The organism is Thalassococcus profundi, from assembly GCF_003344785.1.
Taxonomy (GTDB): domain Bacteria; phylum Pseudomonadota; class Alphaproteobacteria; order Rhodobacterales; family Rhodobacteraceae; genus Puniceibacterium; species Puniceibacterium profundi.
On the sequence record NZ_QPMK01000013.1, the window covers coordinates 57,047 to 83,546 of the forward strand.

The 26,500-nt window shown below is 68.0% G+C and carries 24 protein-coding genes; 14 read left to right on the top strand and 10 right to left on the bottom strand.

The window, feature by feature from the left end:
- Window positions 1-19 precede the first annotated feature (19 nt).
- From xdhA to DU478_RS15520, 8 genes are all read left to right on the top strand, one after another.
- Window positions 20-1,381, top strand: coding sequence for a xanthine dehydrogenase small subunit (xdhA, locus tag DU478_RS15485; protein ID WP_114511877.1), 1,362 nt, complete (start codon window positions 20-22; stop codon window positions 1,379-1,381).
- Window positions 1,378-3,798 (top strand): xanthine dehydrogenase molybdopterin binding subunit, encoded by a 2,421-nt coding sequence (gene xdhB / locus DU478_RS15490; RefSeq protein ID WP_114511878.1) that lies wholly within the window; start codon window positions 1,378-1,380, stop codon window positions 3,796-3,798. The genes xdhA and xdhB overlap by 4 nt, the downstream gene beginning before the upstream one ends.
- A 120-nt stretch (window positions 3,799-3,918) precedes the next feature.
- Window positions 3,919-4,860, top strand: coding sequence for a xanthine dehydrogenase accessory protein XdhC (gene xdhC / locus DU478_RS15495; protein WP_114511879.1), 942 nt, complete (start codon window positions 3,919-3,921; stop codon window positions 4,858-4,860).
- Window positions 4,827-6,350 (top strand): ABC transporter ATP-binding protein, encoded by a 1,524-nt coding sequence (locus DU478_RS15500; protein WP_114511880.1) that lies wholly within the window; start codon window positions 4,827-4,829, stop codon window positions 6,348-6,350. The genes xdhC and DU478_RS15500 overlap by 34 nt, the downstream gene beginning before the upstream one ends.
- A gap of 87 nt (window positions 6,351-6,437) precedes the next feature.
- Window positions 6,438-7,523, top strand: coding sequence for an ABC transporter permease (locus tag DU478_RS15505; RefSeq protein ID WP_114511881.1), 1,086 nt, complete (start codon window positions 6,438-6,440; stop codon window positions 7,521-7,523).
- Window positions 7,524-7,614: 91 nt separating this feature from the next.
- A complete protein-coding gene (locus DU478_RS15510) occupies window positions 7,615-8,538 on the top strand; it encodes an ABC transporter permease (RefSeq protein ID WP_199488357.1) in 924 nt (307 codons plus the stop codon).
- A 34-nt stretch (window positions 8,539-8,572) separates the two neighbouring features.
- Window positions 8,573-9,655, top strand: coding sequence for a BMP family ABC transporter substrate-binding protein (locus DU478_RS15515; RefSeq protein ID WP_114511882.1), 1,083 nt, complete (start codon window positions 8,573-8,575; stop codon window positions 9,653-9,655).
- 252 nt (window positions 9,656-9,907) lie between these two features.
- A complete protein-coding gene (locus DU478_RS15520; RefSeq protein ID WP_114511883.1) occupies window positions 9,908-10,846 on the top strand; it encodes an aldo/keto reductase in 939 nt (312 codons plus the stop codon).
- Window positions 10,847-10,852: 6 nt separating this feature from the next.
- On the opposite strand, the gene DU478_RS15525 is transcribed toward DU478_RS15520, so the two are convergent.
- Together DU478_RS15525 and DU478_RS15530 are read right to left on the bottom strand one after the other, a co-directional pair.
- Window positions 10,853-11,524, bottom strand: coding sequence for a nitroreductase (locus tag DU478_RS15525; protein WP_114511950.1), 672 nt, complete (start codon window positions 11,522-11,524; stop codon window positions 10,853-10,855).
- Window positions 11,521-12,603 carry a CaiB/BaiF CoA transferase family protein gene (locus DU478_RS15530; RefSeq protein WP_114511884.1) on the bottom strand — a complete coding sequence of 361 codons (1,083 nt, stop codon included), beginning with the start codon at window positions 12,601-12,603 and terminating at the stop codon, window positions 11,521-11,523. The genes DU478_RS15525 and DU478_RS15530 overlap by 4 nt, the downstream gene beginning before the upstream one ends.
- A gap of 306 nt (window positions 12,604-12,909) precedes the next feature.
- Between DU478_RS15530 and DU478_RS15535 the strand changes: the two genes are divergently transcribed.
- Complete coding sequence (locus DU478_RS15535; RefSeq protein ID WP_114511951.1) at window positions 12,910-15,354, top strand: ligase-associated DNA damage response DEXH box helicase; 2,445 nt, start codon at window positions 12,910-12,912, stop codon at window positions 15,352-15,354.
- A gap of 49 nt (window positions 15,355-15,403) precedes the next feature.
- Here the strand turns inward: DU478_RS15535 and pheS are convergent, their stop codons facing one another.
- The gene (gene pheS / locus DU478_RS15540; RefSeq protein WP_114511885.1) at window positions 15,404-16,477 is read right to left on the bottom strand and encodes a phenylalanine--tRNA ligase subunit alpha; all 1,074 of its coding nucleotides are present in this window, start codon (window positions 16,475-16,477) and stop codon (window positions 15,404-15,406) included.
- 177 nt (window positions 16,478-16,654) lie between these two features.
- Here pheS and DU478_RS15545 point away from each other — a divergent pair, with 177 nt between their 5' ends.
- Window positions 16,655-17,329 carry an SGNH/GDSL hydrolase family protein gene (locus DU478_RS15545; protein WP_114511886.1) on the top strand — a complete coding sequence of 225 codons (675 nt, stop codon included), beginning with the start codon at window positions 16,655-16,657 and terminating at the stop codon, window positions 17,327-17,329.
- 250 nt (window positions 17,330-17,579) lie between these two features.
- Here the strand turns inward: DU478_RS15545 and rplT are convergent, their stop codons facing one another.
- From rplT to pyk, 4 genes are all read right to left on the bottom strand, one after another.
- Complete coding sequence (gene rplT, locus DU478_RS15550) at window positions 17,580-17,945, bottom strand: 50S ribosomal protein L20 (protein ID WP_114511887.1); 366 nt, start codon at window positions 17,943-17,945, stop codon at window positions 17,580-17,582.
- Between the two features lie 29 nt (window positions 17,946-17,974).
- Entirely contained in the window at window positions 17,975-18,175 is a 201-nt protein-coding gene (gene rpmI / locus DU478_RS15555; protein WP_005981143.1) for a 50S ribosomal protein L35, read from the bottom strand.
- A 141-nt stretch (window positions 18,176-18,316) separates the two neighbouring features.
- The gene (locus tag DU478_RS15560; RefSeq protein ID WP_114511888.1) at window positions 18,317-18,541 is read right to left on the bottom strand and encodes a hypothetical protein; all 225 of its coding nucleotides are present in this window, start codon (window positions 18,539-18,541) and stop codon (window positions 18,317-18,319) included.
- A gap of 57 nt (window positions 18,542-18,598) precedes the next feature.
- Window positions 18,599-20,044 carry a pyruvate kinase gene (gene pyk, locus DU478_RS15565; RefSeq protein ID WP_114511889.1) on the bottom strand — a complete coding sequence of 482 codons (1,446 nt, stop codon included), beginning with the start codon at window positions 20,042-20,044 and terminating at the stop codon, window positions 18,599-18,601.
- A 151-nt stretch (window positions 20,045-20,195) separates the two neighbouring features.
- Between pyk and DU478_RS15570 the strand changes: the two genes are divergently transcribed.
- The 3 genes from DU478_RS15570 (at window position 20,196) to DU478_RS15580 (ending at window position 22,214) form a co-directional block, all read left to right on the top strand.
- A complete protein-coding gene (locus tag DU478_RS15570; RefSeq protein WP_114511890.1) occupies window positions 20,196-20,933 on the top strand; it encodes an N-formylglutamate amidohydrolase in 738 nt (245 codons plus the stop codon).
- Window positions 20,934-20,950: 17 nt separating this feature from the next.
- On the top strand, window positions 20,951-21,265 hold the full coding sequence (locus DU478_RS15575) for a DUF1244 domain-containing protein (protein ID WP_114511891.1): 315 nt from the start codon (window positions 20,951-20,953) through the stop codon (window positions 21,263-21,265).
- A gap of 85 nt (window positions 21,266-21,350) precedes the next feature.
- Window positions 21,351-22,214 (top strand): MBL fold metallo-hydrolase, encoded by an 864-nt coding sequence (locus DU478_RS15580; protein WP_114511892.1) that lies wholly within the window; start codon window positions 21,351-21,353, stop codon window positions 22,212-22,214.
- A 5-nt stretch (window positions 22,215-22,219) separates the two neighbouring features.
- On the opposite strand, the gene DU478_RS15585 is transcribed toward DU478_RS15580, so the two are convergent.
- The 3 genes from DU478_RS15585 to dgcN form a co-directional block, all read right to left on the bottom strand.
- Window positions 22,220-23,083 (bottom strand): D-amino-acid transaminase, encoded by an 864-nt coding sequence (locus DU478_RS15585; RefSeq protein WP_114511893.1) that lies wholly within the window; start codon window positions 23,081-23,083, stop codon window positions 22,220-22,222.
- A gap of 17 nt (window positions 23,084-23,100) precedes the next feature.
- Entirely contained in the window at window positions 23,101-24,066 is a 966-nt protein-coding gene (gene dgcA, locus DU478_RS15590; protein ID WP_114511894.1) for an N-acetyl-D-Glu racemase DgcA, read from the bottom strand.
- Between the two features lie 75 nt (window positions 24,067-24,141).
- Entirely contained in the window at window positions 24,142-25,143 is a 1,002-nt protein-coding gene (gene dgcN / locus DU478_RS15595) for an N-acetyltransferase DgcN (protein WP_114511895.1), read from the bottom strand.
- 272 nt (window positions 25,144-25,415) lie between these two features.
- On the opposite strand from dgcN, the gene DU478_RS15600 reads away from it, so the two are divergent.
- Window positions 25,416-26,372 (top strand): L-malyl-CoA/beta-methylmalyl-CoA lyase, encoded by a 957-nt coding sequence (locus tag DU478_RS15600; protein ID WP_114511896.1) that lies wholly within the window; start codon window positions 25,416-25,418, stop codon window positions 26,370-26,372.
- Window positions 26,373-26,500 lie beyond the last annotated feature (128 nt).

A 26,500-nucleotide genomic window follows, 5' to 3' on the forward strand; every position in this document is an offset into this window, starting at 1 on the left:
AAGGCGGCGGGTTTTCACCATGGATATCACCTTTCTTCTGAACGGAGAGAGTGTGTCGCTCACGGGGGTCGCCCCGACGGTCACGCTGCTCGACTGGCTGCGCGAAGAGCGCAGCCTCACCGGCACCAAGGAGGGCTGCAACGAAGGCGATTGCGGCGCCTGCACGGTGATGGTCACCGGGCCGGGCGGCATGGCACGGCCGCTCAACGCCTGCATCCTGCTGATGCCGCAACTCGACGGCCGCGCGGTGCGTACGGTCGAAGGCATTGCCGCACCCGACGGCACGCTGCACCCGGTGCAAGAGGCGATGATCGACTGTCACGGATCGCAATGCGGCTTCTGCACGCCGGGGTTCATCGTCTCGATGGCCACGGCACATCTGAACGGAGACACCGCTCATGACGACGCGCTGGCGGGCAACCTCTGCCGGTGCACCGGCTACGCGCCCATCGTCCGCGCCGCCGAGGCTGCGGCGGAGAGCCCCGCGCCCACGCATCTGCGCGACGACATCTCGGCACTGGCCGCCACCGGCGACAGCCCCGTCAGCGCCGATGCGCTGGCCGAAGCCTATGCCGCCAATCCCGACGCCACGCTGATCGCGGGCGCGACCGACGTCGGCCTATGGGTCACCAAGGGATTGCGCGACCTGCCCGCGCCGATCTTCCTCAACCGTTGCGCCGATCTGGCGCAGATCGAGGTGAGCGATGACACGATTTGCATCGGCGCCATGGTGACAATGGACCGGGTGCGGGAGCTGATGCAGGAGCATCATCCGGGCTACGCCGAGATGATCCGCCGCTATGGCTCGGCCCAGGTGCGCGCCGCCGCCACCATCGGCGGCAACATCGCCAACGGCTCGCCGATCGGCGACAATCCTCCGGCGCTCATCGCACTCGGCGCCACGCTGCACCTGCGCTTCCGCGAGACCCGCCGCGAAATGCCGCTCGAGGACTTCTTCCTCGCCTATGGCAAGCAGGACCGCCATCCCGGCGAATTCGTCGAGGCGGTCAGCATTCCGCGCCAGCCCGACCGCCTGCGCGTCTACAAGCTGTCGAAACGCTTCGACCAGGATATCTCGGCGGTGTGCGGGGCGTTCAACATCCGCACCGAAGACGACCGCGTGACCGAGGCGCGCATCGCCTTTGGCGGCATGGCCGCCACCCCGAAACGCGCCTTGTCGGTTGAAAAGGCACTAACCGGCAAGCCCTGGAGCGACGACACGCTCGCCGCTGCCTGGGACGCCTGGGAGGACGACTTCCAGCCCCTTTCGGACATGCGCGCCTCGGCCCGCTACCGGCTGACGGCAGCGCGCAACATGCTCAGCCGCTGCCTGCTGGACGATCTCGGCGCCGCCACCTCGGTGCTGGAGGTGATGCCATGACCGTCGCCAAACCTCTGCCCCACGACGCCGCCCGACTGCACGTCACCGGACAGGCGCGCTACGTCGACGATATCCCCACCCCCGCGAACACGCTGCACCTGGCCTTCGGCCTCGCCACCATCGCGGCGGGCCGGATCACCGGCATCGACCTCGCGCCCGTGCGCGCCGCCCCGGGTGTCGTCGCGGTGCTCGAAGCTGCCGACCTGCCCCATGCCAACGACGTATCGCCCTCGGCCCATGACGAACCGCTGCTCTCGGGCAACACGATCCACTACCACGGCCAGCCGGTGTTCCTGGTGGTCGCGCGGTCCCACCTCACCGCCCGCCGCGCGGCACGGCTGGCCGAGATCCGCTACCAGGAACGCGACGCGATCCTGAGCATCGAGGATGCGCTCGCCGCCGACAGCCGGTTCGAGGACGGCCCGCGGATCTGGACCAAGGGCGACGTGGACGAGGCGCTGGACGACGCCCCGCACATCGTCGAGGGCAGCCTCGAGATGGGCGGGCAGGAGCATTTCTACCTCGAAGGCCAGGCCGCACTCGCCCTCCCGCAGGAAGGCGGCGACATGGTCGTGCACAGCTCGACCCAGCACCCGACCGAGATCCAGCACAAGGTCGCCGACGCGCTTGGCCTGCCGATGCATGGCGTCCGGGTCGAAACCCGGCGCATGGGCGGCGGCTTCGGCGGCAAGGAAAGCCAGGGCAACGCGCTGGCCGTGGCCTGCGCGGTGGCAGCGAACATGACCGGCCAGCCCTGCAAGATGCGCTACGACCGCGACGACGACATGGTCATCACCGGCAAGCGCCACGATTTCCGCATCGAGTACCGCGCCGGCTTCGACGATCACGGGCGGCTCTCGGGCGTCGAATTCGTGCAATACGCCCGCTGCGGCTGGGCGCAGGACCTGTCGCTGCCGGTGGCCGACCGCGCCATGCTGCATGCCGACAACGCCTATCACCTGCCGCATGCGCGGATCGAAAGCCACCGCCTGCGCACCAACACCGCCAGTGCCACCGCCTTCCGCGGCTTCGGCGGACCGCAGGGGATGCTGGGCATCGAACGGGTGATGGACCACGTCGCGCATACGCTGGGCCGCGACCCGCTCGAAGTGCGGCGGATCAACTACTACACCCCGCGCAAGGGCGCCCCCGCCCCGGCGCCGGCACCGGCCCCCGCTGCCGACGGCCCCGCCCGGAGCGACGCCGGCGACACCGACCTCGCCAGCCGCGGCGCCGCCGGCTCAGTGCCGCCTGCCCCGGCCCCGGTGCAGCCGGACGAGGCGCAGACCACCCCCTACGGCCAGCCGGTCACCGATTTCATCCTGCACGAATTGACCGACCGTCTGACCGCGTCCTGCGACTATGCCGCCCGCCGCGCCGCCGTCGCCGACTGGAACGACGCAAATCCGGTGCTGAAGAAGGGGATCGCCCTCACCCCGGTGAAATTCGGCATCTCCTTCACACTCACGCACCTCAACCAGGCGGGCGCGCTGGTGCATGTCTACCAGGACGGCTCGGTGCAGATGAACCACGGCGGCACGGAGATGGGCCAGGGCCTGTTCCAGAAGGTCGCCCAGGTCGCCGCCGCGCGCTTCGGCATCGACACCGGCGCGGTCAGGATCACCGCCACCGACACCGGCAAGGTGCCCAACACCTCGGCGACCGCCGCCTCGTCGGGGTCGGACCTCAACGGCATGGCCGTGCAGGCCGCCTGCGACACGATCCGCGACCGCATGGCCGCGCATCTCGCCAAGGTACACCAGGACGACCCCTCGGACGTGCGCTTTGCCGACGGGCTCGTGCATGTGGGTGGAAACCGCATTCCCTTCGCCGAGGCGGCGCAAATCTGCTACCAGGCGCGCATCAGCCTCTCGGCCACCGGATATTACCGGACGCCGAAGCTGCAATGGGACCGGATCCGCGGTTTGGGCCGGCCGTTCTTCTACTTCGCCTATGGCGCGGCCTGTTCCGAGGTGGTGGTGGACACCCTCACCGGCGAATACCGCATCCTGCGCACCGATATCCTGCACGACTGCGGCGCCTCGCTGAACCCGGCGATAGACCGCGGCCAGATCGAGGGCGGTTTCGTGCAGGGCGCGGGCTGGCTGACAACCGAGGAACTGGTCTGGGATTCCGAAGGCCGCCTGCGCACCCACGCGCCCTCGACCTACAAGATCCCCGCCTGTTCCGACCGGCCGCCGGTCTTCAACGTGGCGCTCTGGGACGGGCGCAACACCGAAGACACGGTCTACCGCTCCAAGGCGGTGGGCGAGCCGCCGTTCATGCTCGGCATCTCGGTCCTGATGGCGCTGTCGGACGCGGTGGCCGCCTGCGGTATTGCCTACCCGGCGCTCGACGCGCCTGCCACACCCGAACGGGTGCTGCGCGCCATCCGCCGGATGCAGAACGATGACTGAAAAACCTCCCCATCTCGCGCATCGGCCCGCAGGTGACGCGCAACCCCGGGCTTCATCTTGCCAAAAAACCTCCCGCCGGAGGCCCCCGCCCGCAACGGGCGACGCGCCGGGGCAGCGCGCATGAGCTTCGACCTCGCCCAGCTTCGCGCCGCCGTCGCGGCGCACGGCACCGTCGCCCGCGTCGTGGTCGCCGCCACCGCCGGCTCGGCCCCGCGCGAGGTTGGGGCGGCGATGCTGGTCTGGGACGGCGGACAGTCCGGCACCATCGGCGGCGGCGCGCTGGAATTCGCCGCGGCGAAGGCGGCGCTGTCCACCACCGGCCTCACGCGTCACCCGCTGGGCCCGGCGCTCGGCCAGTGCTGCGGCGGGGCCGTGACCCTGCTCACCGAACACTGGACCGCCGAAGCCATCGCAAACCTCGACGGGCGGGCCGTGATTGCCCGCGGTCCCGGCCCGCAACCCTTGGCGGTGGCCCGCCTCCTCGACCGCGCCCGCGCCCGCGGCGAACGGCCGTCACCGCAGCTGGTGCAGGGCTGGATGGTCGAACCGGTCTCGACCCCCGCGATCCCCGTCTGGATCTGGGGCGCGGGTCACGTGGGCCGCGCGCTCGTCTCGGTGCTGGCCCCCCTGCCGGACCTTGCGATCACCTGGATCGACACCGCGCCCGAGCGCTTTCCGCCCGACGTCTCCGACACCGTCACCGTTCTGCCCGCAACCGATCCCGCCCTGCTGGTGCCGCGCGCGCCCCGCGCCGCGCACCACCTGGTGCTGACTTACAGCCATGCGCTGGATTTCGCGCTCTGCCACGCGCTTTTGCAGCACGATTTCGCCTCTGCCGGGGTAATCGGGTCGGACACCAAGTGGGCGCGTTTTTGCAGCCGGTTGCGCAACTTGGGCCATGCGGATGCCCAGATCGCGCGCATCTGCTGCCCGATTGGGCAGAAACACCTTGGAAAGCACCCCCAAGCCCTTGCCCTCGGCGTCGCCGCGCGGCTACTCAATGACCTGCACGACAAGGACAGCGACCGGTGGCCGACCCACTCCTCCGTCTCAGGGGCCTGACCAAGGCCTATCCCGGCGTCATCGCCAATGACGATGTGTCCTTCGACATCGGCACCGGCGAGATTCACGCGCTGCTGGGCGAAAACGGCGCGGGCAAATCGACGCTGGTCAAGATGATCTACGGCCTGGTGGCGCCCGACCGGGGCGAGATGCGGATGAACGGCGCCCCCTTCGCCCCGCCCCGGCCCAGCGCCGCGCGCAGCGCCGGCGTCGCCATGGTGTTCCAGCATTTCTCGCTCTTCGACGCGCTCGACGTGGCCGAGAACGTGGCCCTGGGCATGGAAGACCCGCCCAAGCCCCGCGACCTCGCGCGCCAGATCCGCGAGGTGTCCGAGAATTACGGCCTGCCGCTCGATCCCTCGCGGCTCGTGGGCACGCTGTCGGCGGGCGAACGGCAACGGGTCGAGATCATCCGCTGCCTGCTGCAGGACCCGCGCCTGCTGATCATGGACGAACCGACCTCGGTGCTGACCCCGCAGGAGGTCGAGATCCTGTTCGAGACCCTGCGCAAGCTGAAATCCGAAGGCACCTCGATCCTCTATATTTCGCACAAGCTCGAGGAAATCCGCAGCCTCTGCGACACCGCGACGATCCTGCGGCTGGGCAAGAAGGTCGACACCTGCACGCCGGCCGAAAAATCCGCGCGCGAACTGGCCGAGATGATGGTCGGCGCCAGCTTTGCCACACCCGAGGCCCGCGCCCACGACCCCGGCGCGGTGATCCTGAGCGTCAGCAACCTGTCGCTGCCCGCGCCGGGCGCCTTCGGCACGCCCCTGCGCGACATCACCTTCGAGCTGCGCGCAGGCGAGGTGCTCGGGCTGGGCGGCGTCGCGGGCAACGGCCAGGACGAATTGCTGGCGGCGCTCTCGGGCGAGCGGCTGGCCCCGGCGGGCACGATCCGGCTTGACGGACAGGATATCAGCCGCGCCAATCCGGTGGCGCGCCGCGATGCCGGGCTGCTCTCGGCGCCCGAGGAACGTCTGGGCCACGCCGCGGCCCCCAACATGAGCCTGATCGAGAACGGCGTGCTGACCGCGGCGCGGCGCGAGGGCCTGGTGTCGAACGGCCTGATCAGCTGGCCCAAGGCCCGCGCCTTCGCCGAGAAGGTGATCGCGCAGTTCGACGTGCGCACCCCCGGTCCCGGCACCGCCGCCCGGGCGCTTTCGGGCGGGAATCTGCAGAAATTCGTCATCGGCCGCGAGATCCTGCAGCGGCCCCGGGTGCTGGTGGTGAACCAGCCCACCTGGGGTGTCGATGCCGCCGCCGCCGCCGCGATCCGCCAGGCGTTGCTGGACCTCGCCGCCGAGGGCGCGGCGATCCTCTGCATCAGCCAGGACCTGGACGAGCTCATGCAGATCTCCGACCGCTTCGGCGCGCTGAACGAAGGCCGGCTGTCGACCATCCACCCCGTCGCCGGCCTCAGCATCGAGAAGATCGGCCTGATGATGGGCGGCGCCCATGACATGGAGGTGGCGCATGTGGCGGAATGACCCGACACCCCGCGTGCGCGCGTTTTCGGAAAACGCGCGGCAAGACTTTTTCCAAAAGTCTTGCCCCCGGCCCCGGAGGCCGCGCCCATGATCCGCCTCGAGAAACGCCCGCAGCCCTCGCAGCTCTGGACGGTGCTGACGCCGGTGCTTGCCGTGCTGCTGACGATGCTCGTAGGGGGGATCATGTTCGCCTTCCTCGGCACGGACCCGCTGGAGGCGATCCGCACGATCTTCTGGGATCCGCTCTTCAACCCGCAATTCGCGGGCTTCACCCGGCCGCAGCTGCTGGTCAAGGCCGGGCCGCTGATCCTCATCGCCATCGGTCTGTCGATCGGCTTCCGGGCCGGCATCTGGAACATCGGCGCCGAGGGGCAATACATCATGGGCGCCATCTGCGGCGCCGGCGCTGGGCTGGCATTCTACCCCGCCGACAGCGTGCTGATCTTCCCGCTTATGATCCTCTGCGGCGCGCTCGGCGGCTTTGCCTGGGCGATGATCCCGGCGCTGCTGAAGGTGCGTTTCGGCACCAACGAGATCCTCGTGTCGCTGATGCTGGTCTACGTGGCCGAGAACCTGCTGGCCTCGGTCGCCTCGAACCTGCTTCGGAACCCGGAAGGCATGGGCTTTCCCGGCAGCCGCAATTTCAAGCAATGGCCCGCCGCCCATAATGCCGAATTGATCTCCGGCACCGGCATGCACTGGGGCGTGGCCTTTGCCTTCATCGCGGTGATCCTCGCCTACGTGCTGATGTCGCGGCACATCCAGGGCTTCAACATCCGCCTCACCGGCGAGGCGCCGCGCGCCGCGCGCTTTGCGGGCGTCAACCCCGCGCGGATCGTGATCCTCTGCCTCGGCATCTCGGGCGCGCTGGCGGGCATGGCGGGGCTTTTCGAGGTCACCGGCCCCGCCGGCCAGATCAGCATCGACTTCAACTCGGGCTACGGCTTCACCGCGATCATCGTCGCCTTCCTCGGCCGCCTGCATCCGGTGGGCATCCTGCTGGCGGGCCTGCTGATGGCGCTGACCTACATCGGCGGCGAACTGGCGCAGCTGATGCTGGGCGTGCCGGGGGCCGCGATCCAGCTTTTCCAGGGCATGCTGCTGTTCTTCCTGCTGGCCACCGACGTCTTCACCAACTTCCGCCTGTCCCTCGGCCGGAAGGAACCCGCATGACCCCCCGTTCTCCGGTTTCCAAATACCTCGGGGGAGTCGCCGCAGGCGACGGGGGCAGCGCCCCCTCCCACGCCCGCCACGGAGCACGCGCATGGATCTAGGCTCGATCAATCCGATCCTCCTCGTGGCCTCGATCATGGTTTCGGCCACGCCGATCCTGCTTGCCGCCATCGGCGAAATGGTGGTGGAGAAATCCGGCGTTCTGAACCTCGGCGTCGAGGGGATGATGATCACCGGCGCGGTGGTGGGCTTTGCCGTCGCGGTGAACACCGGCTCGCCTGTCCTTGGCTTTGCCGCCGCGGCGCTGGCCTCGGCGGTGCTGTCGCTCAGTTTCGGGGTACTCACGCAGGTGTTCCTGTCGAACCAGGTGGCGACGGGGCTGGGCCTCACGCTGGTGGGGCTGGGGCTGTCGGCGCTGATCGGCAAACCCTACGAGGGGATGAAAAGTCCGACCCTGCCCAAGCTCGACATCCCGCTGCTGGGCGACCTGCCGGTGCTGGGGCGGATGCTCTTTTCCCATGACATCATGGTCTACCTGAGCCTCGCTTTGGTCGCCGCGGTCTGGGCCTTCCTCAAGTTCACCCGCGCCGGACTGATCCTGCGCGCGGTGGGCGAAAGCCATGACGCCGCCCATGCGCTCGGCTACAAGGTCGTGCGCATCCGGCTCATGGCGATCTTCTTCGGTGGCGCCTGCGCGGGGCTGGGCGGGGCCTATCTGAGCCTCGTGCGCGTGCCGCAATGGACGGAAGGCATGACTGCCGGCGCGGGCTGGATCGCGCTCGCCATCGTGGTCTTCGCCTCCTGGCGCGCGGGCCGGGTGCTGATCGGTGCCTATCTATTCGGCGGCGTCACCGTGCTGCAACTGAACCTGCAGGCCGCGGGCGCCCGTGTCCCGGTCGAGCTCTTGTCCACCTCGCCCTATCTGATAACCATTCTCGTGCTCGTTCTCATCTCGGCCCGGGGGATCCATGGCGCACCCGCCTGCCTTGGCCGTCCGTTCCACGCCTCATCCTGAGGCCAAGCAAAACCGACCACTTCAGGGAGTTACCATGAACCGCAGAACCCTTTTCACCAGCGTCGCCGCCGCGACACTCGCCGCCACCGCCGCCTTTGCCCAGACCGACGGTGAGCCGGTCAAGGCCGGCTTCATCTACGTCGGCCCGATCGGCGACGGCGGCTGGACCTACGAGCACAACAAGGCCCGCCTCGCCGTCGAGGAAGAATTCGGCGATGCCGTCGAGACCGTCTACCAGGAAAGCGTGCCCGAGGGTGCCGATGCCGAACGCGCGATCACCCAGATGGCGCTGTCGGGCGCCGACATCATCTTCACCACCTCCTTCGGCTACATGGACCCGACCATCGCTGTGGCGGAAAAGTTTCCGGACGTGAAGTTCGAACACGCCACCGGCTACAAGCGCGCCGACAACGTCAGCACCTATTCCGCGCGCTTCTACGAAGGCCGCGCCATCCAGGGCCACATCGCGGGCAGCATGACCGAGACCAACAAGATCGGCTACATTGCCTCCTTCCCGATCCCCGAGGTCATCCGCGGCATCAACTCTGCCTACCTGCACGCCAAGAAGGTCAACCCGGACGTCGAATTCTCGGTGGTCTGGGCCTACACTTGGTTCGATCCGGCGAAAGAGGCCGACGCCGCCCGCGCGCTGATCGAGAATGGCAACGATGTGATCCTGCAGCACACCGATTCCACCGCACCGCAGGCCGCGGCACAGGAAGCCGGCAACGTCATCACCTTCGGCCAGGCGTCGGACATGGCGGAATATGCCCCGATGCCGCGCGTGAGCTCGATCATCGACGACTGGGCGCCCTATTACATCGACCGCGTCAAGGCGGTGATGGACGGCACCTGGGAATCGACCGACACCTGGGACGGCATCGGCCCGGGCATGGTCGGCATCGGCGAGATCACCGACGCGGTGCCCGCAGAGGTCAAGGAAGAAGCGCTGGCGCTGAAGGAGTCCATCGCCTCGGGCGACTACCATCCCTTCACCGGCCCGATCAACAGGCAGGACGGCAGCGTCTGGCTGGCCGAGGGCGAAACCGCGTCGGACGGCGACCTGCTGGGCATGGATTTCTACGTCGAAGGCCTGACCGGCGAGATCCCGAACTGATCGCAGCCGGATCGGCCGCCCTGACGCGGCATCGGAAAACTCCGCCCTCGCAGGTCGCTGCGGGGGCGGTTTCGTTTCGCAAAGCCGTGTCGTGTCGGTACACCGGGACACCCGGGCGGCGGCGTGGGATCCGGTGCCTTGCCCGTGCTCACAAGGATAGCCGTATGCAAACCGCGACGAGTGCCCCGCTTTGGCCGTTCTGATCGCCATCTTCCCGTTCCCAAGCGTCCGCGCAGCGCGTAAGCTGCGGCCATGACCCCGGAACTGACCACACATGACGGCACGGCCGTCGCGCCCTTCGCCTTCGGCACGATGCAGTTCGGCGGCCGCGCCGATGCCGGTGACAGCCGCGCGATGTTCGAGGCCTGCCGTGCCGCGGGCATCGCGCATTTCGACACCGCGCATGTCTACACCGACGGCTCGTCCGAAACCCTGCTGGGGGAATTCGCCCGGCCCGAGCGTGATGCGCTCTTTATCGCCACCAAGGCAGGGTACAAGGGCGGCGCGTCGCGCGACAACATCCTCAAGACCTTCGACGAAAGCCGCTGGCGGCTCGGCATGGATTCGGTCGATCTGCTCTACATGCACCGCTGGGACGACGACACGCCGCTGGCCGAGACCTTCGAGACGCTGGCCGATCTGCAGCAACGCCGCCTGATCCGGCATATCGGCGTGTCGAACTACGCCGCCTGGCAGGTGATGAAGGCGCAGGCGGTGGCGGCGGAGATGGGCACCCGGATCGACGTGATCCAGCCCATGTACAATCTCGTGAAACGCCAGGCCGAGGTCGAAATCCTGCCGATGTGCGCCTCGGAAGGCATCCTGCCGGTGCCCTATTCGCCCCTGGGCGGCGGGCTTCTGACCGGGAAGTACGCCTCGGGCGCCAATGGCGGGCGTTTGACCGAAGATGAAAGATACGCCGCACGCTACGGTCTGCCCTACATGCAGGACGCCGCGGACGGGCTGGTGGCGCTGGCGCAGGAGCTGGGCACCGATCCAGCGACCCTGGCGGTGGCCTGGGTCGCGCATCACGCCGCCCGCCCGGTACCGATCCTGTCGGCGCGCAATGCCGCGCAGCTGGCGCCGTCGCTCGCAGGAATGGACTATGCGCTGGACGACGATCTTTACGCCCGGCTCTGCGCGCTCAGTCCGACGCCTCCACCAGCGACGGACCGGCTGGAAGAGGCCTGAAGCCGTCTACCAGCGCCAGTCGACCACCTCGGCCTGCGGCGCACGTTCGGTGCGAAAGCCGTTCGCGGGGTGGTTCGGGTCCGGATGGCCGAAGGCGATGCCGCAGAGCACGTCGCGATCCGCCGCCACATCGAACCAGTCGCGCAGCAGCGGCGAGAACCCCGCGACCGAGGCCATGGCGATGCCGCCCAGGCCCCGCGCGGTCAGCCCCAGCAGCACCGCCGTGACGAAGGCGCCGCAATCCAGCACACCGTAGGGGCCCAGTGCCTTGGGCGTCTTCACCAGCATCATGTGCGGTGCGCCGAACAGCCGGAAATTCTCGGCGCTCTGGCGGGCCGATCCGGCGCGGTCGCCCTTTTCGACCCCCACTGCGCCGTAAAGCTGCCAGCCGCAGGTGCGGCGGCGGTCGCGGTAAATGCCCTCGTACGCGGTGGGAAAGGTCACGTCGCTGCCGGTGTGCGCGCCCGACTGCGCCGCTTCGGTGAGCGCCGCGCGCAGGCGGTCGGTTTCTTCGGTGCCGCAGACGGTGACCTGCCAGGGCTGGGAATTGCACCACGACGGCACGGCTTGCGCATCGCGCAGGACCGCGGCGATCACCTCTTGCGGGACCGGGTCGGGCAGGTAGCCCCGGCAGGAGTACCGCGCGACAAGCAGCGCGCCGAAATCGTCAGCCGTCATGTCCATCCGCCTGTTTTCAACTCCTCGAGAATTGCGGCCGTATCCGCCCCGCGGGCGGGCGCTGCGGAGGTAGGTCGGGGCGCCTGACCGTCGAAGCGCGGCGCCGGTGCGGGCGCGCCGTCCTGCCAGATCCGGCGTGCCGCGACATGCGGATCGGCCTGCGCCTCGGCCGGGGACAGCACCGGGGCGACGCAGGCATCCGTGCCCTCGAAAAGCGTCTCCCACGCGGCCCGCGGCTTGCTTGCAAAAAGCGCCTCCATCCGCGCGGTCTGCGTCGGCCACTGTCCTGCGTCGAACTGCGCCGCGAAGGCCGGGTCGTCGTCCAGGCCCAGCCGGTCGAGGAAGAGGGCGTAGAACTTCGGCTCCAGGCACTGCACGGCGATATGTCCGCCACAGGCACAGGCGTAGCACCGCGACCAATGCGGCCCGTCGAGCAGCGATTGCCCGCGCGCCGTCTGCGAAAACTGCCCCTGCATCGACACCAAGAGCGCCATGAGATGCGAGGCCCCGTCGACGATGGCGGCGTCCACCACCGTGCCCTGCCCCGTCTCCTTCGCGCGCAAGAGCCCCGCCAGCATACCCACCGCCAGGTACATGGCTCCGGCGCCCAGGTCGCCCAGCAGCGTCGGCGGTACGCCCGGCACCTGCCCCGGCAGACCGGCGTAGAAAAGCGCGCCCGACAGACCGAGGTAATTCAGGTCATGCCCTGCCTGATGGGCGCGCGGGCCGGTCTGGCCCCAGCCGGTCATGCGTCCGTAGACCAACGCTGGGTTCAGCGCGTAGGCGGCCTCCGGGCCAAGCCCCAGCCGCTCCATCACGCCGGGGCGCAGGCCTTCGGTCAGGCCCTGCGCCGAACGGATCAGCGCCTGCGCGATGGCAAGGTCGCCCGGGTCCTTGAGGTCGAGCGCGATGGAGCGCTTGCCGCGGTCCAGCAGGTTCGGCTCGGGCTTGTCCGGGGTCCGAGCGGCACCGGAGCGGTGCACCACGATGACCTCGGCCCCCAAGTCCGCCAGTAGCATGCCGGCGAAGGGCGCGGGCCCCAGCGCCTCGAATTCGATGATGCGGATGCCCTGCAGCATGTGGTTGCCTCCCTGCGGCCACTGAAGCGGATCGGGGCGGAGAAGGAAAGCGGTTTGGCAGGCGTCGATCGGGGGCTCTGCCCCCGTCCGCCTTTGGCGGACTCCCCCGAGGGTTATTGAAAACCAGAGAAGCTGGGAGCGCCGCTTGGGGTTGGCGGCGTGAGGCCTTGGGGTCGGGCCGCTCTTGGACACGTCGGGCGGGCGGTGCGGCGTATGCCCGGGTTCCGAGGCAACGCCAGAGAAGCAGGCCGGGGTCGGCGGCGCAAGGGTGTTTGCCTTTTGTTCATGGCGCGGTATCTCTGGCCCATGGTGGATTTACCGCATTCCCTAGAGGCATGGTTCGAGACGCGCGGCTGGCAGCTGCATCCGCACCAACGCGACATGCTGGCGCGTAAGGACGAATCCGCGCTCTTGCTGATCGCGCCCACGGGGGGCGGCAAGACGCTGGCGGGGTTCCTGCCGACGCTGGCGGAGCTTGGTGCGGCCCCCGCGCCTGGGCTGCACACGTTGTATGTCAGCCCTCTCAAGGCCCTAGCGGCGGACATCAAGCGCAACCTGCGCACACCCATCGACGAGGCGGGCCTCGCGATCCGGGTCGAGGACCGCACCGGCGACACCTCGTCCCATGTCAAGAAACGTCAGCGCGCCGACCCGCCGCACATCCTGCTGACGACGCCCGAAAGCCTCGCCCTGCTGACCTCCTACGAGGACGCTCCGCGGATGTTCGCGGGCGTACAGCGGGTGGTGATCGACGAGATCCATGCGCTGGCGGAATCGAAACGCGGCGACCAACTGATGCTGGCGCTGGCGCGGCTTGACGCGCTGTGCCCCGGCCTGCGGCGGGTCGGGCTGTCGGCGACGGTGGACGACCCCGCGGCCATCGCGGCGCTGATGGCGAAGCATCCCGAACCCTGCGCGATCCTCACCGCCGATCCGGGGCCGGAGCCCGACATCTCGATGCTGGTGACCGAAGAGGCCCCGCCCTGGGCCGGGGGCGGCGCGGCCTATGCGATCCCGGCAGTGCTGCGCGAGGTGAAGCGGCACAGGACCACGCTGATCTTCCACAACACCCGCGCGCAGGCGGAGCTCTTCTTTCGCAACCTGTGGCTTGCCAACGAAGAGGATCTGCCCATCGGCATCCATCACGGCAGCCTTGACCGGGCGCAGCGCGAGCGGGTCGAGGCGGCGATGGTGGCGGGGCAGCTTCGGGCCATCGTCTGCACCGGCAGCCTCGATCTGGGCATCGACTGGGGCGATGTGGACTTGGTGATCCAGGTCGGGGCGCCGAAGAACGTCAAGCGGCTGGTGCAGCGCATAGGCCGTGCCAACCACCGCTACAACGCGCCCAGCAAGGCGCTGCTGGTACCCGCCAACCGGTTCGAGGTGGTGGAATGCGTGGCCGCCCTGCAGGCGGTGCGCGACCGCGATCTGGACGGCGCGCCGCGGGGTCCGGGCCCGCGCGACGTGCTCTGCCAGCATATCCTCATCGCCGCCTGTGCGGGGCCTTTCGATGCCGATGCGCTTTATGCCGAGATGACCAGCGCCGGGGCCTATGCGGGCCTGAGCCGGGCGGAGTTCGACGCCTGCCTCGATTTCTGTGCCACCGGCGGCTACGCGCTGCGGGCCTATGACCAGTGGCAGCGGCTGGCGCAGCGCGCGGACGGGCTCTGGCAGCTGCGCGACCCGCGATCGGCGGCGCGCATCCGGCAGAACATCGGCACGATCCAGGACACCGACACGCTCAAGGTGCGGATGCGCGGGCGCGGCGGCACGCCGCTGGGCGAGGTCGAGGAAGGCTTTGCCGCCTCGCTGAGCAAGGGCGACACCTTCCTGATCGGCGGGCAGGTGGTGCGCTACGAGGGGCTGCGCGAACTGGTGGTCGAAGTGAGCCGCGATCCCGGCCGCAAGCCCAAGATCGCCACCTTCATGGGCACCAAGTTCGCCACTTCGACGCAACTCTCGGCGCGGATCACGCGGATGTTCCAGCAGGACGGCTGGCCCGAACTGCCCGCGCATACCGCCGACTGGCTGTCGTTGCAGCGCAAGGTCAGCCGCCTGCCGGAGCCGGGCCGCCTGCTGATCGAGAGCTTTCCGCATGACGGGCGCCAGCAACTGGTCGCCTACGGCTTTGCCGGGCGCAACGCGATGCAGACGCTGGGGCTCTTGCTGACCAAGCGGATGGAGGAGATGGGGCTGGCGCCCATGGGCTTCGTCGCCACGGACTACGCCACGCTGATCTGGGGCCTGGATGCGGTGACGGACCCCGCGCCGCTCTTCGACCTTGCCGCGCTCGAAGCGGGGCTGGACGGCTGGCTGGCCGGCAACGCATTGATGAAACGCACGTTTCGCGCCAGCGCCACCATCGCCGGGCTGATCGAGCGCAATCTGGGCGGGCAGCGCAAGACCGGGCGGCAGGCGACGATGTCCTCGGACATCCTGTACGACACGCTGCTGAAATACGACCCCGATCACCTGCTGATGCAGATCACCCGCGAAGAGGCGATGCGCGGCCTCGTGGATTTCTCGCGCATCCGCGAGATGTGCGCGCGGGTGGGCGACCGCATCGACCACATGGCGCTGGACCGGGTGACGCCGCTGGCCGCCCCGTTGCTGCTGGAGCCGGGGCGGGTGCCGATCCGGGGAACCGCGGACGAGCGGCTGCTGGAGGAAGAGGTGACGCGGCTGCTGGACGAGTCGGGCCTTGCGCAGGTGGATGCGCCGAAGACCCGGGCGTGGCGGGTGCCCTACTGAGGCAGGGTGGGTTCGAAACCCACCCTACGGATGGCCGGGAGCGACGCGCCTAGCGCGACAGCCCGCCGTGCAGGGTCGGCACATCCAGCGAGGCAAAGCCATAGTGCCGCAGCCAGCGCAAGTCGCTGTCGAAGAAGGCCCGCAGGTCGGGAATCCCGTATTTCAGCATCGCGATCCGGTCGATCCCCATGCCGAAGGCAAAGCCCTGCCACTGCTCGGGATCGACCCCGCCGGAGCGCAGCACATGCGGATGCACCATGCCCGACCCCAGCACCTCGAGCCATCCGTCGCCTTCGCCGATCTTAAGCTGGCCGTCCACCCAGGAACACTGGATGTCGACCTCGGCCGAGGGTTCGGTGAAGGGGAAATGCGAGGCGCGGAAACGGGTCTTGATGCCGTCGACCTCGAAGAAGGCGGCGAAGAATTCCTCGAGCACCCACTTGAGGTTCGCCATGGAGATGTCGCGGTCGATCGCCAGCCCTTCGACCTGGTTGAACATCGGCGTGTGGGTCTGGTCGTAATCGGCGCGGTAGACCCGGCCCGGCGCGATGATCCGGCAGGGCGCGCCGTGCTTTTCCATGTGCCGGATCTGCACCGGCGATGTATGGGTGCGCAGGACATGCGGCGGGCGGTCGTCACCCTCCGCACGGTGCATGTAGAACGTGTCCATCTCGGCCCGTGCGGGATGATGGCCGGGGATGTTCAAAGCGTCGAAATTATACCAGTCGGTGTCGATCTGCGGCCCCTCGGCGACCGAGAATCCCATGTCGGCGAAGATCGCCGTGACCTCTTCGGTCACCTGGGAAATCGGGTGGATGGTGCCCATGGGCCGCGCCCGGCCCGGCAGGGTGACGTCCAGCCATTCGCCGCGCAAGCGTTCATCGAGCGCCGCGTCCATCAGCGCCTCTTTCTTGGCGGCGAGGGCCGAATTGATCTCGTCTTTCAGAGCGTTGAGCGCGGGGCCCGCGGTCTGGCGCTCCTCGGGACTCATCTTGCCCAGTTCGCGCATCTTCAGCGCCACTTCGCCCTTCTTGCCCACGGCGGCGAGGCGGATGTCCTCGAGCGCCGCTTCGTCGGCGGCATCGGCGATACGGGAGAGGTATTTCTGCTTGAGATCGTCCATCGCGCGGTCCTTCGGTTCTTGCCGGACGGGTTAGCAGACTGGCGGCTGAATACAAGACATGGCGGATCGCCAGACCCGCGACGCACGAACGCCGAAGATGACAATCGACCTCGGGCGCTTGCCGGATGGACGCCGCGCATCACCTTTTCACGATGTGCCGTTAAAGAGGACCCACCCATGCGCCTGTTCACTGTTTTCTTTCTTGTCCTGCTCACCGCCGCCTGCGGTCGCGGGGTGCCGGACGGTGCGCGGATCGTCGTCGCCGGGGATTCGGTCATGGCCTGGAACCGCGGGCAGGACGCGGGCGTCGCGGACCGGCTGGCGCAGCAGCTGTCGCAGCCGGTGGGCGACGTGTCCCTGCCCTACGCCAGCGTGACCGGATCGACCGGGTCCGGGCCGCTGGACATCTCACGCCAGGTCAGAAGCCTGAGCGCACGCTGGGTGGTGATGAACGGCGGCGCCAACGACCTGGGCATCGGCTGTTCGGGGACGGAAACCGGCGCGATCCTGAACCGTCTGATCTCGGCCGATGGCCAGAGCGGCGCGATCCCGGAGGTGGTTGCGGGGCTGCGGGCGCGGGGCGTGCGGGTGCTCTGGGCCGATTACTACACGTCGCCGCGCTATGCCGGCACGCCTTGCGGACGCGTCTACGACCAGATGGCCGGGCGCACGGCGCGGATGGCGGCGGCGGATGCGGGCGTCGTCTACGTCGACATGGGCGATGTGGTGTCGCCCAACGACCTGTCGCTCTTTGCCCGCGACCGCATCCATCCCTCGCCCGCAGGATCGGCCCGCATCTCGACGCTGATCGCGGAGGCGCTGCGCAGGGCGGACCCGGCTCTGGCGCGCTAGGGTGCAGGCTCGAGCCGGTCGGCGCGCGTCGTCTGCGCAAAGCCGGCGCGGTCCGATCCGGTCGCGTCTCCTCACGATCCGGGAAGGAAGAAGAGACCGGGTGACGACCTGCGCCCCGACGCGTTGCGAAAGGCGCCCCTGATCGCGCAGCGGGATTCAGGCGGCGGACAGAAGCGCCACGCGGACCAATGTCCCACAAAAAAAGCCGCCCCCGAAGGAGCGGCCCCGATCCGTGACGCCTCTGCGCGGCTTAGGCCGGCAGCGCGGCCTTGGCCTGAGCGGCGATGGCGTTGAACGCCTCGGGCTCGTGCACGGCGAGATCGGCCAGAACCTTGCGGTCCACGTCGATCCCGGCCAGCGCCAGGCCGTTGATGAACCGCGAATAGGTCAGGCTGTCGTCGTACATGCGCACGGCGGCGTTGATCCGCTGGATCCACAGGGCGCGGAAGTTGCGCTTGCGGTTCTTGCGGTCGCGCGTGGCGTACTGGTTGGCCTTGTCGACGGCCTGTGCGGCCACCTTGAAGGTGTTCTTGCGGCGGCCATAGTAGCCTTTGGCGGCCTTGGTGACTTTCTTGTGACGGGCGTGGGTGACGGTCCCACCTTTGACTCGTGCCATGATCTAGGGCTCCTTTTCAGATGGGTCTATCAGCGGTCGTAGGGCATGTAGCCCTTGACGATCTTTGCATCGGGGGCCGACAGGGTCGTCGTCCCGCGCGCATCGCGGATGAACTTCTTGGTGCGCTTGATCATGCCGTGACGCTTGCCGGCCTGGCCAGCCATGACCTTGCCGGTCGCCGTCACCTTGAAGCGCTTCTTGGCGCTCGATTTCGTTTTCATCTTGGGCATTTCCGTCTCCTTGCTTTTGGGTCGGTCGGACGCGCGACTCGGCATGCCACTTGGGCCGGACGCGCGGAAAGAAGCCGCCGTATAGGCGCGGTCGGGCAAGGATGCAAGACCGTTCTGGCGACAGAGACCGCCTGCGGCGGATCAGCCGGTGAACTGGCCGACGACCCGGTAGATGACCTTTGGAACGTCGCCCATCCGGTAACCGCCCTCCTTGGCATTGATCGCATAGACGATCAGCCCGCCCGAAATCAGCACCGCGATCGAGGCGACACGCGGCGCGCGGCCGTCGGACATGGCCGATACAATGGCCGGGATCGCGAAGACCCCGATCACAAGACCCAGCACGAGGCTCAAATCCGGTTCCATCGAAAAGGCTCCTGCTCTTTTGCTGTCGGGACAGGATACGCCGGAACCGGGAAAAAGTCAGCCGGGATCGGTATGATAGATCAGCCGCTCATCACAGGGTGCGACGCGCAGGATGTTCGTGGTGCCAGCGGTGTTGAAGGGAACCCCGGCGGTCACGACGATCTGGTCCTGCGCCGTGGCGTAACCGCCCCGGCGCGCCTCGCGGGCGGCATTGACCACGGCCTCCTTGAAGCGTTCCAGAACGCCGGTCTGCACGCAGTTGGTGCCCCAGGTCAGCGCCAGCCGCCGCGCCGTGCCCTCCTGCGAGGTCAGCGCCAGGATCGGCACCCGCGGCCGTTCGCGGGCCACCAGCAGCGCGGTGGTGCCGGACTGGGTGAAACAGCAGATCGCCTTGATGTCGGTGGTCTCTGCAATCTCGCGGGCGGCGGCGACGATGCCGTCGGCCACCGAGTTGCGCTTGGCGGTGCGCGACGCCTCGATCACCTCGCGGTAGGTCGGGTCGGCCTCGACCTCGATGGCGACGTTGTTCATCGTCGTGACCGCCTCGACCGGGTAGGACCCGGCGGCGGATTCGGCGCTGAGCATGATGGCGTCGGAGCCTTCGTAGATGGCGGTCGCCACGTCCGAGACTTCGGCGCGGGTGGGCATCGGGCTGTCGATCATCGATTCCAGCATCTGCGTCGCGACGATCACCGGCTTGGCGGCGGCGCGGCATTTGCGGATCAGCTGTTTCTGGATCGGCGGCACGTTTTGCACCGGCAATTCGACACCCAGATCGCCGCGCGCCACCATGATGCCGTCGCTGGCGGCCAGAATGGCATCGAAGGCCTTGACCGCCGCCGGTTTCTCGATCTTCGACAGGATCGCCGCCCGGCCCTTGCAGAGCGCGCGCGCCTCGTTGACGTCCTCGGGGCGCTGCACGAAGGACAGCGCCAGCCAGTCGACGCCCAGTTCCGCGACGAAGGCGAGGTCCTTGCGATCCTTGTCCGACAGTGCCGCAAGCGGCAGCACCACGTCCGGCACGTTAACACCCTTGCGGTTCGAGATCGTTCCGCCGGTGACGACCGTGCAGTCGGCGAAGTCCTTGCCGCATTTCTTGACCTTGAGGCGGATCTTGCCGTCGTTGACCAGGAGCGAAGCGCCCTTTTCCAGCGCCGCGAAAATTTCGGGATGCGGCAGGTTCACACGGGTCGCATCGCCCTCGGACGGGTCGAGGTCGAGCCGGAACTCGGCGCCTTCCTCGAGCTCTTCCTCGCCGTTGGCGAAGACGCCGACGCGCAGTTTCGGGCCTTGCAGGTCCGCGAGGATGCCGATTGTGCTTTCGCAATCCTCCTCGACCTGGCGGATGATCTTGTGGCGCTCGGCGATCTCGTCATGGCTGCCGTGGCTCATGTTGAGGCGGAAGACATCCGCGCCGGCCTCGTGCAGGGCACGGATCATCGCGTAATCCGAGGAGGCCGGGCCCAGAGTGGCCACGATTTTGACATTGCGCATACGTTTCATGATCAAATCCCTGTCGTCAGTGTCGGACCAAAGCCTGCCGGACAGGCCTGATGCATGCGCGGCGTTACCGCTAACACCTCATCCGCGTTATTGCCTATTTCCCTTCGCCGCGCAACTCCTCTATGTCATCGGGAAATGAAATGACACCTGCATGACGTATCATCCCTTTAGCATCATCGGCCTCGAACGCAAAAGCCGTTGGCTGGTCACCTGCGATCACGCGGCCAATACCGTGTCGCCGGATCTGGGCGGGACTTTGGGCCTGCCGGAAGCGGACATGGCGCGCCACATCGCCTACGATGTCGGCGCCGCGGGCGTGGCGCAGGCGCTGGCCGAGGCGCTGGACGGCACGGCGATCCTGTCGAACTTCTCGCGCCTGGTGATCGACCCCAACCGCGGCGAGGACGATCCGACGCTGCTGATGCGGCTCTACGACGGGTCGATCATCCCCGGCAACCGCCACGCCGACGCCGCCGAGCGCGACCGCCGGCTCGACGCCTACTGGCGTCCCTACCATGCCGCACTCGCGGACCTGGCGGCGCGGCGCGACGACACGGTGATCGTCTCGGTGCATTCCTTTACCCGCCAGTTGCGCAGCCGGCCCAGCCGGCCTTGGCACGTGGGCATCCTGCACGCCTGGGATGCGCGGCTGTCGGACCCGCTGATCGCAAGACTCGCGGCTGAACCGGACCTGACCGTGGGCCGCAACCAGCCCTACCCCGGCCACCTGCCGGGCGACGCGATCGACCGCCACGCACTGCAGCACGGGCGCATGAACACGCTGATCGAGCTGCGCAACGACCTGATCGAGGATGCGGAACATCAGCGCCACTGGGGCCGGAGGCTGGCCCCGATCCTGCAAGCCGCGCTGGAGGACAGCGCCTATTGACCCGAAGGAGAGAGACCATGGACGACCAGACCCGGATCGAACTCGAAGCCGCCGCCTTCCGCCGCCTGCGCCAACACCTGATGGAAGACCGCACGGATGTGCAGAACATCGACATGATGAACCTCGCCGGCTTCTGCCGGAACTGCCTGAGCCGCTGGTACCAGGAGGCCGCCAACGAACGCGGCATCGAGATGACCAAGGACGAGGGCCGCGAGGCGTTCTACGGCATGACCATGGCCGAGTGGAAAGCCAACCACCAGACCGATGTCGGTGCGGAGAAACAGCAGGCCTTCGAGAAGAGCTTTGCCGAAAACGTCCGCAAGGACGGCTGAGGGGGTCTGGGGGCTCTGCCCCCGTCCGCCGCTGGCGGACTCCCCCGAGGGTTATTGAAAACCGGAGAAACAGGGGGTGAGCGCCATGACCGCACCGGAAGCATGGGTGGCGATCCTCGGCGCCAAGGGCGGGCCGGCGATCCGCCCCGGATCGCAGATGCCGACGTCGATCCTGATGCGGCTGGCCGGGCGGACGGTGCTGGTCGATGCGGGCCTCGGCGCGGCGCGCGGGGTCTGCGACCAGGGCGTGGCGCTGACGGAGATCGACCTGATCCTGATCACTCATCTGCATTCGGATCACTACCTCGAGCTTGGCCCGCTCTTGCACACCGCCTGGACGGCCGGGCTGAACCGGCCAGTGACGGTGGTCGGGCCGCCGGGACTCGATGCCTACTGGCAAGGGTTTCTGACCTCGATGGCCTTCGACATCGACCTGCGCATCGCAGACGAGGGACGGCCCGACCTGGCCGGGCTGGTTGACCTGCGGGAGCTGGCGGAAGGGCTGGTGCTGGATCTGGATGGTCTGCGGATCGACGCCTTGCGAAACGACCATCCGCCCATCATCGACAGCTTTGCCCTGCGCTTTGACGGATCGGGCCGGCGGGTCGCGCTCTCCGGCGACACCGCCTTTCTGCCGGCGCTGGCCGATTTTTCGACCGGCGCCGATCTGCTGGTGCACGAGGCGCTGCTGCCACAGGGCGTGGACCTGCTGCTGTCGCGGCTCGGCAATGGCGACGACCGTTTGCGCCGTCACATCCTGCGCAGCCACACGAGCGCCGAAGACGCCGGGCGGATCGCCGCCCTGGCCGGGGTGCGGCAATTGGTTCTGAACCACTTCGTGCCAGACGGGATGCCGGAATTCACCGATGCCAACTGGATCGCGGAGGTGCGCAAGGCCTGGGACGGGCCGCTGATCCTCGCCCGCGACGGGCAGCGCATCGCGCTCTGACCGGGTTACACGGCGGCCTTGCGGCTTTCGTCGAGGTAGATTTCCCGCAGCCGCACGGCGCGGTGTCCGGGCGTGCCTGCGCCCACGGCCACGCCGTCGATCTCGACCACCGGCATGACGAAGGCGCTGGCCGAGGTGACGAAGGCCTCGTCGGCGGCCTGCGCTTCCTCGATGGAGAAATTCCGCTCCTCGACCTCCATCTGCGCCTCGCGGGCGAACCGCAGCACGGCGGCACGGGTGATGCCGTGCAGGATGTCGTTGGACAGCGCGCGGGTGATGATCTTGTTGCCCTTGACGATATAGGCATTGTTGCTGGTGCCCTCGGTGACGAACCCGTCCTCGACCATCCAGGCATCGTCGGCGCCGGCCTTCTTGGCCATCATCTTGCCCATTGACGGGTAAAGCAACTGCACCGTCTTGATGTCGCGGCGGCCCCAGCGCTGATCCTCGATCGAGATGATCCGCATGCCGGTCTTTGCCGCGGGGCTGTCTGCGAGACCGGGTTTGTTCTGCGTGAAAAGCACCAGCGTCGGCTCGGTGGTCTCGGGGTCTGGAAAGACGAAATCGCGGTCGCCGGGCGCGCCGCGCGTGACCTGCAGGTAGACCAGCCCCTCTTCGATTCCGTTCAGGCGCACCAGTTCACGGTGAACCTCGAGCAGCGTATCGGTGTCGCAGGGCGCGCGCATGTCGAGCTCTTTCAGCGACCGTTCCAGACGTGCCGCATGACCGGCAAAGTCGATAAGTTTTCCGTCCAGCACGCTGGTGACCTCGTAGACCCCGTCCGCCATGAGAAAGGCGCGATCGAAGATCGACACCTTGGCCTCGTGCTCGGGCAGGTACTCTCCGTTGACATAGACGGTGCGGGTCATGGATCGGTCCTCGTGTCTCAGCCCCAGAGGGCGGGTTCGGGCGGGTGCACGCCCCGGTCGTCGAAGGTCAGGGCGTGGTCCCGGTCTTCGGCCAGAAGCAGCGGCCCGTCAAGGTCCGTGACCAGCGCACTCTGCGCCACCAGCACGGCGGGCGCCATGGCAAGCGAACTGCCGACCATGCAGCCGACCATCACGTCGTACCCCTCGGCCCGCGCCGCGTTGCGCAGGGCCAGCGCCTCGGTCAGGCCGCCGGTCTTGTCGAGCTTGATGTTGACCACGTCGTACTTGCCCTTGAGGGCCGCGAGCGACGCGCGGTCGTGGCAGGATTCGTCGGCGCAGACCGGGATCGGGCGGTCGATGCCGATCAGCGCGTCGTCTTCGCCCGCGGGCAGGGGCTGTTCGACAAGGCTCACGCCGAGGCGCAGCAGATGCGGCGCGAGGTCGGCATAGACCTCGGCCGACCAGCCCTCGTTGGCGTCGATGATGATGCGGGCCTCTGGGGCACCCGCGCGCACGGCCTCGAGCCGGGGCATGTCGTCGGGGGTGCCGAGCTTGATCTTCAGAAGCGGGCGATGCGCGTGTTTCGCCGCCTGCGTCTGCATCTTTTCGGGCGTGTCCAGCGACAGGGTATAGGCGGTGATCTCGGGCCCCGGCGCGGCAAGACCCGCGAGGTCCCAGACCCGCCGCCCCGCCTGCTTGGCCGCGAGATCCCAGAGCGCGCAGTCCACCGCGTTGCGCGCCGCCCCCGCCGGCAGCAGGTCGTAAAGCGCCGCGCGGTCGAACCGGTCCGGGAGGCCCTCGATCTCGGCCGTCACCGAGTCGAGCGTTTCGTCGTAGCGCGCGTAAGGCACGCATTCACCCCGGCCCGTCGCGCCGCCATCGGTGATCCGCACGGTCAGCACCTGCGCCTCGGTCCGAGACCCGCGGCTGATGGTGAAGACCTCGGCCAGCCGGAACACGTCGCGTGTCACCTCAACCTGCACAGACCCGCTCCTTCATCTTGCCCGTAAACTCCCGCCGGAGGCATCCGGCGCCCGCACCCTGCGCAAGGCTCCGCATCAGAGCGCTGCCAGCGCCGCTGCGAGCTTGTCCGCTCCGTGGCGGTAGGGGTCGACCGCGGGAAGACCCATGCGCGCCTCGACCTCTTCGAGATAGGCCCTGGCTTCGGCATCGCTCATGTGCTGGGTGTTGATAGACACTCCGACGGCCTGGCACTCCGGGTTGACGATGCGGGCCATGGCCAAGGCCGTGTCGCGCACCTCTTCCAGCGACGGCAGGCCGTAGCCCGGCAACCCGCGCATGTGGCGGCGGGTGGGTTCGTGACACAGGATTAGCGCATCGGGCGCGCCGCCATGGATCAGCGCCAGCGACACGCCGGAAAAGGACGCGTGGTAGAGCGAGCCCTGCCCCTCGATCACGTCCCAATGGTCGGGGTCGTTGTCGGGGGTCAGCCATTCGATCGACCCCGCCATGAAATCGGCGATGACCGCGTCGAGCGGTACGCCCTCGCCGGTGATCAGGATGCCGGTCTGGCCGGTGGCGCGGAAGGTCGATTTCATCCCGCGTTCGCGCATCGCGGCGTCCAGCGCCAGGGTCGTGTACATCTTGCCGACCGAACAATCGGTGCCGACGGCCAGCACCCGCTTGCCGGTCCGCTTTTCGCCGCTGGCGATGGGATATTCGACCTGCGGGATGCGCACGTCATGCAGGTTGCGACCGCAGGCCTTGGCGACCTCCACCAGGTCGCGTTCGTTGCGCAGAAGATTGTGCAGGCCCGAGGCGAGGTCGAACCCTTCCTCGAGCGCATTCACCAGAACCTTCTTCCAGGCCTGGCTGATCTTGCCGCCACGGTTGGCCACGCCGATCACCAGGGTCTTGGCGCCTGCCACCCTGGCCTCGGTCAGGGTCATGTCGGGCAGCTTCATGTCGGCATTGCAGCCGTCCATGCGAAACTGGCCCACGCAATTTTCCGGACGCCAGTCCTTGATGCCTTGGGCAACCTTTGCGGCCAGCCCGTCGGGCGCGTCGCCCAGAAACAGCAGATACGGTGTCTCGATCATCTATGTGTCCCCCTGTCGGTGTCGGCGCAACGCTAACCGCAGCGCAGGGTCAATGTCTTGCCCTGCCGCGAGATTTTTGATGCACGGTCGGTCTAGCAGACCGGCACCGCCGCCGCGATGCCAAAGAAACGTGCATCCGGCCAGCCTGTTCCCGCGGCTGCGACGATGAACCGGCCGCGATGCTGCGCCTGCAAATTGTGCTTGCGCAGCATCGGGTCATTTTATAACCCGTATGCGACCGCATACGAAATATCCTTTCAAGGAGAGCTCTCATGTCCTTCCGCATCCAGCCCGCGCCCGTCGCCCGACCGAACCGCTGCCAGCTGTTCGGACCCGGCTCCCGCCCGGCGATTTTCGAGAAGATGGCCAAGAGCGATGCGGATGTGATCAACCTCGATCTGGAGGATTCGGTCGCCCCCACGGACAAGGACAGCGCCCGCGCCAACATCATTCAGGCCATCGGCGATATCGACTGGGGCAAGAAGACCCTGTCGGTGCGGATCAACGGGCTCGACACGCCGTTCTGGTATCGCGACGTGGTGGACCTGCTGGAGCAGGCGTCCGGGCGGCTGGACATCATCATGATCCCCAAGGTCGGCTGCGCCGCGGACCTTTATGCGGTCGACGCGCTGGTGACGGCGGTCGAACGCGCCAAGGGCCGCACCAAGCCCATCGGCTTCGAGGTCATCATCGAATCCGCCGCCGGCATCAGCCATGTGGAAGAGATCGCCGCCGCCACCCCGCGCCTGCAGGCGATGAGCCTCGGGGCCGCTGATTTCGCCGCCTCCATGGGCATGTCCACGACCGGCATCGGCGGCACGCAGGAAAACTACTACATGGCGCACGAGGGCGCGAAATACTGGTCCGATCCCTGGCACTGGGCACAGGCCGCCATCGTCGCCGCCTGCCGCACCCACGGCGTGCTGCCTGTTGACGGCCCCTTCGGCGATTTCAGCGATGACGACGGCTTCCGCGCACAGGCGCTGCGCTCGGCGACGCTGGGCATGGTCGGCAAATGGGCGATCCACCCGAAACAGGTGGCGCTGGCCAACGAGGTCTTCACCCCCTCCGAGGCCGCCGTGGCCGAAGCGCGCGAAATCCTCGACGCCATGGAAAAAGCCAAGGCCAACGGCGAAGGCGCCACGGTCTACAAGGGCCGCTTGGTGGACATCGCCAGCATCAAGCAGGCCGAGGTGATCGTGAAACAATCCGAGATGATCGCCGGCTGAGCCGTCCGCACCCGGCGGGCGGCGAGACCGCGCCGTCCGCCGCGCCGGTGCCTTATTCTTGCCGCAGCTTGGTAAACAATCGCGCTGTTTTGGGGTGATTGTTTCCTGAAAGACGGGAAAAGCGCGCT

Excerpts from the sequence above, each read along its gene's own strand:
- DU478_RS15515 (WP_114511882.1), top strand. The coding sequence starts at position 8,573 with ATGAACCGCAGAACCCTTTTCACCAGCGTCGCCGCCGCGACACTCGCC.
- rpmI (WP_005981143.1), bottom strand. The coding sequence starts at position 18,175 with ATGCCCAAGATGAAAACGAAATCGAGCGCCAAGAAGCGCTTCAAGGTG.
- DU478_RS15575 (WP_114511891.1), top strand. The coding sequence starts at position 20,951 with ATGGACGACCAGACCCGGATCGAACTCGAAGCCGCCGCCTTCCGCCGC.
- DU478_RS15520 (WP_114511883.1), top strand. The coding sequence starts at position 9,908 with ATGACCCCGGAACTGACCACACATGACGGCACGGCCGTCGCGCCCTTC.
- DU478_RS15600 (WP_114511896.1), top strand. The coding sequence starts at position 25,416 with ATGTCCTTCCGCATCCAGCCCGCGCCCGTCGCCCGACCGAACCGCTGC.
- xdhA (WP_114511877.1), top strand. The coding sequence starts at position 20 with ATGGATATCACCTTTCTTCTGAACGGAGAGAGTGTGTCGCTCACGGGG.
- DU478_RS15510 (WP_199488357.1), top strand. The coding sequence starts at position 7,615 with ATGGATCTAGGCTCGATCAATCCGATCCTCCTCGTGGCCTCGATCATG.
- pyk (WP_114511889.1), bottom strand. The coding sequence starts at position 20,044 with ATGAAACGTATGCGCAATGTCAAAATCGTGGCCACTCTGGGCCCGGCC.
- DU478_RS15545 (WP_114511886.1), top strand. The coding sequence starts at position 16,655 with ATGCGCCTGTTCACTGTTTTCTTTCTTGTCCTGCTCACCGCCGCCTGC.
- dgcN (WP_114511895.1), bottom strand. The coding sequence starts at position 25,143 with ATGATCGAGACACCGTATCTGCTGTTTCTGGGCGACGCGCCCGACGGG.
- DU478_RS15505 (WP_114511881.1), top strand. The coding sequence starts at position 6,438 with ATGATCCGCCTCGAGAAACGCCCGCAGCCCTCGCAGCTCTGGACGGTG.
- xdhC (WP_114511879.1), top strand. The coding sequence starts at position 3,919 with ATGAGCTTCGACCTCGCCCAGCTTCGCGCCGCCGTCGCGGCGCACGGC.
- DU478_RS15535 (WP_114511951.1), top strand. The coding sequence starts at position 12,910 with ATGGTGGATTTACCGCATTCCCTAGAGGCATGGTTCGAGACGCGCGGC.
- DU478_RS15570 (WP_114511890.1), top strand. The coding sequence starts at position 20,196 with ATGACGTATCATCCCTTTAGCATCATCGGCCTCGAACGCAAAAGCCGT.
- rplT (WP_114511887.1), bottom strand. The coding sequence starts at position 17,945 with ATGGCACGAGTCAAAGGTGGGACCGTCACCCACGCCCGTCACAAGAAA.
- DU478_RS15585 (WP_114511893.1), bottom strand. The coding sequence starts at position 23,083 with ATGACCCGCACCGTCTATGTCAACGGAGAGTACCTGCCCGAGCACGAG.
- pheS (WP_114511885.1), bottom strand. The coding sequence starts at position 16,477 with ATGGACGATCTCAAGCAGAAATACCTCTCCCGTATCGCCGATGCCGCC.
- DU478_RS15525 (WP_114511950.1), bottom strand. The coding sequence starts at position 11,524 with ATGACGGCTGACGATTTCGGCGCGCTGCTTGTCGCGCGGTACTCCTGC.
- DU478_RS15530 (WP_114511884.1), bottom strand. The coding sequence starts at position 12,603 with ATGCTGCAGGGCATCCGCATCATCGAATTCGAGGCGCTGGGGCCCGCG.
- DU478_RS15580 (WP_114511892.1), top strand. The coding sequence starts at position 21,351 with ATGACCGCACCGGAAGCATGGGTGGCGATCCTCGGCGCCAAGGGCGGG.
- DU478_RS15560 (WP_114511888.1), bottom strand. The coding sequence starts at position 18,541 with ATGGAACCGGATTTGAGCCTCGTGCTGGGTCTTGTGATCGGGGTCTTC.
- xdhB (WP_114511878.1), top strand. The coding sequence starts at position 1,378 with ATGACCGTCGCCAAACCTCTGCCCCACGACGCCGCCCGACTGCACGTC.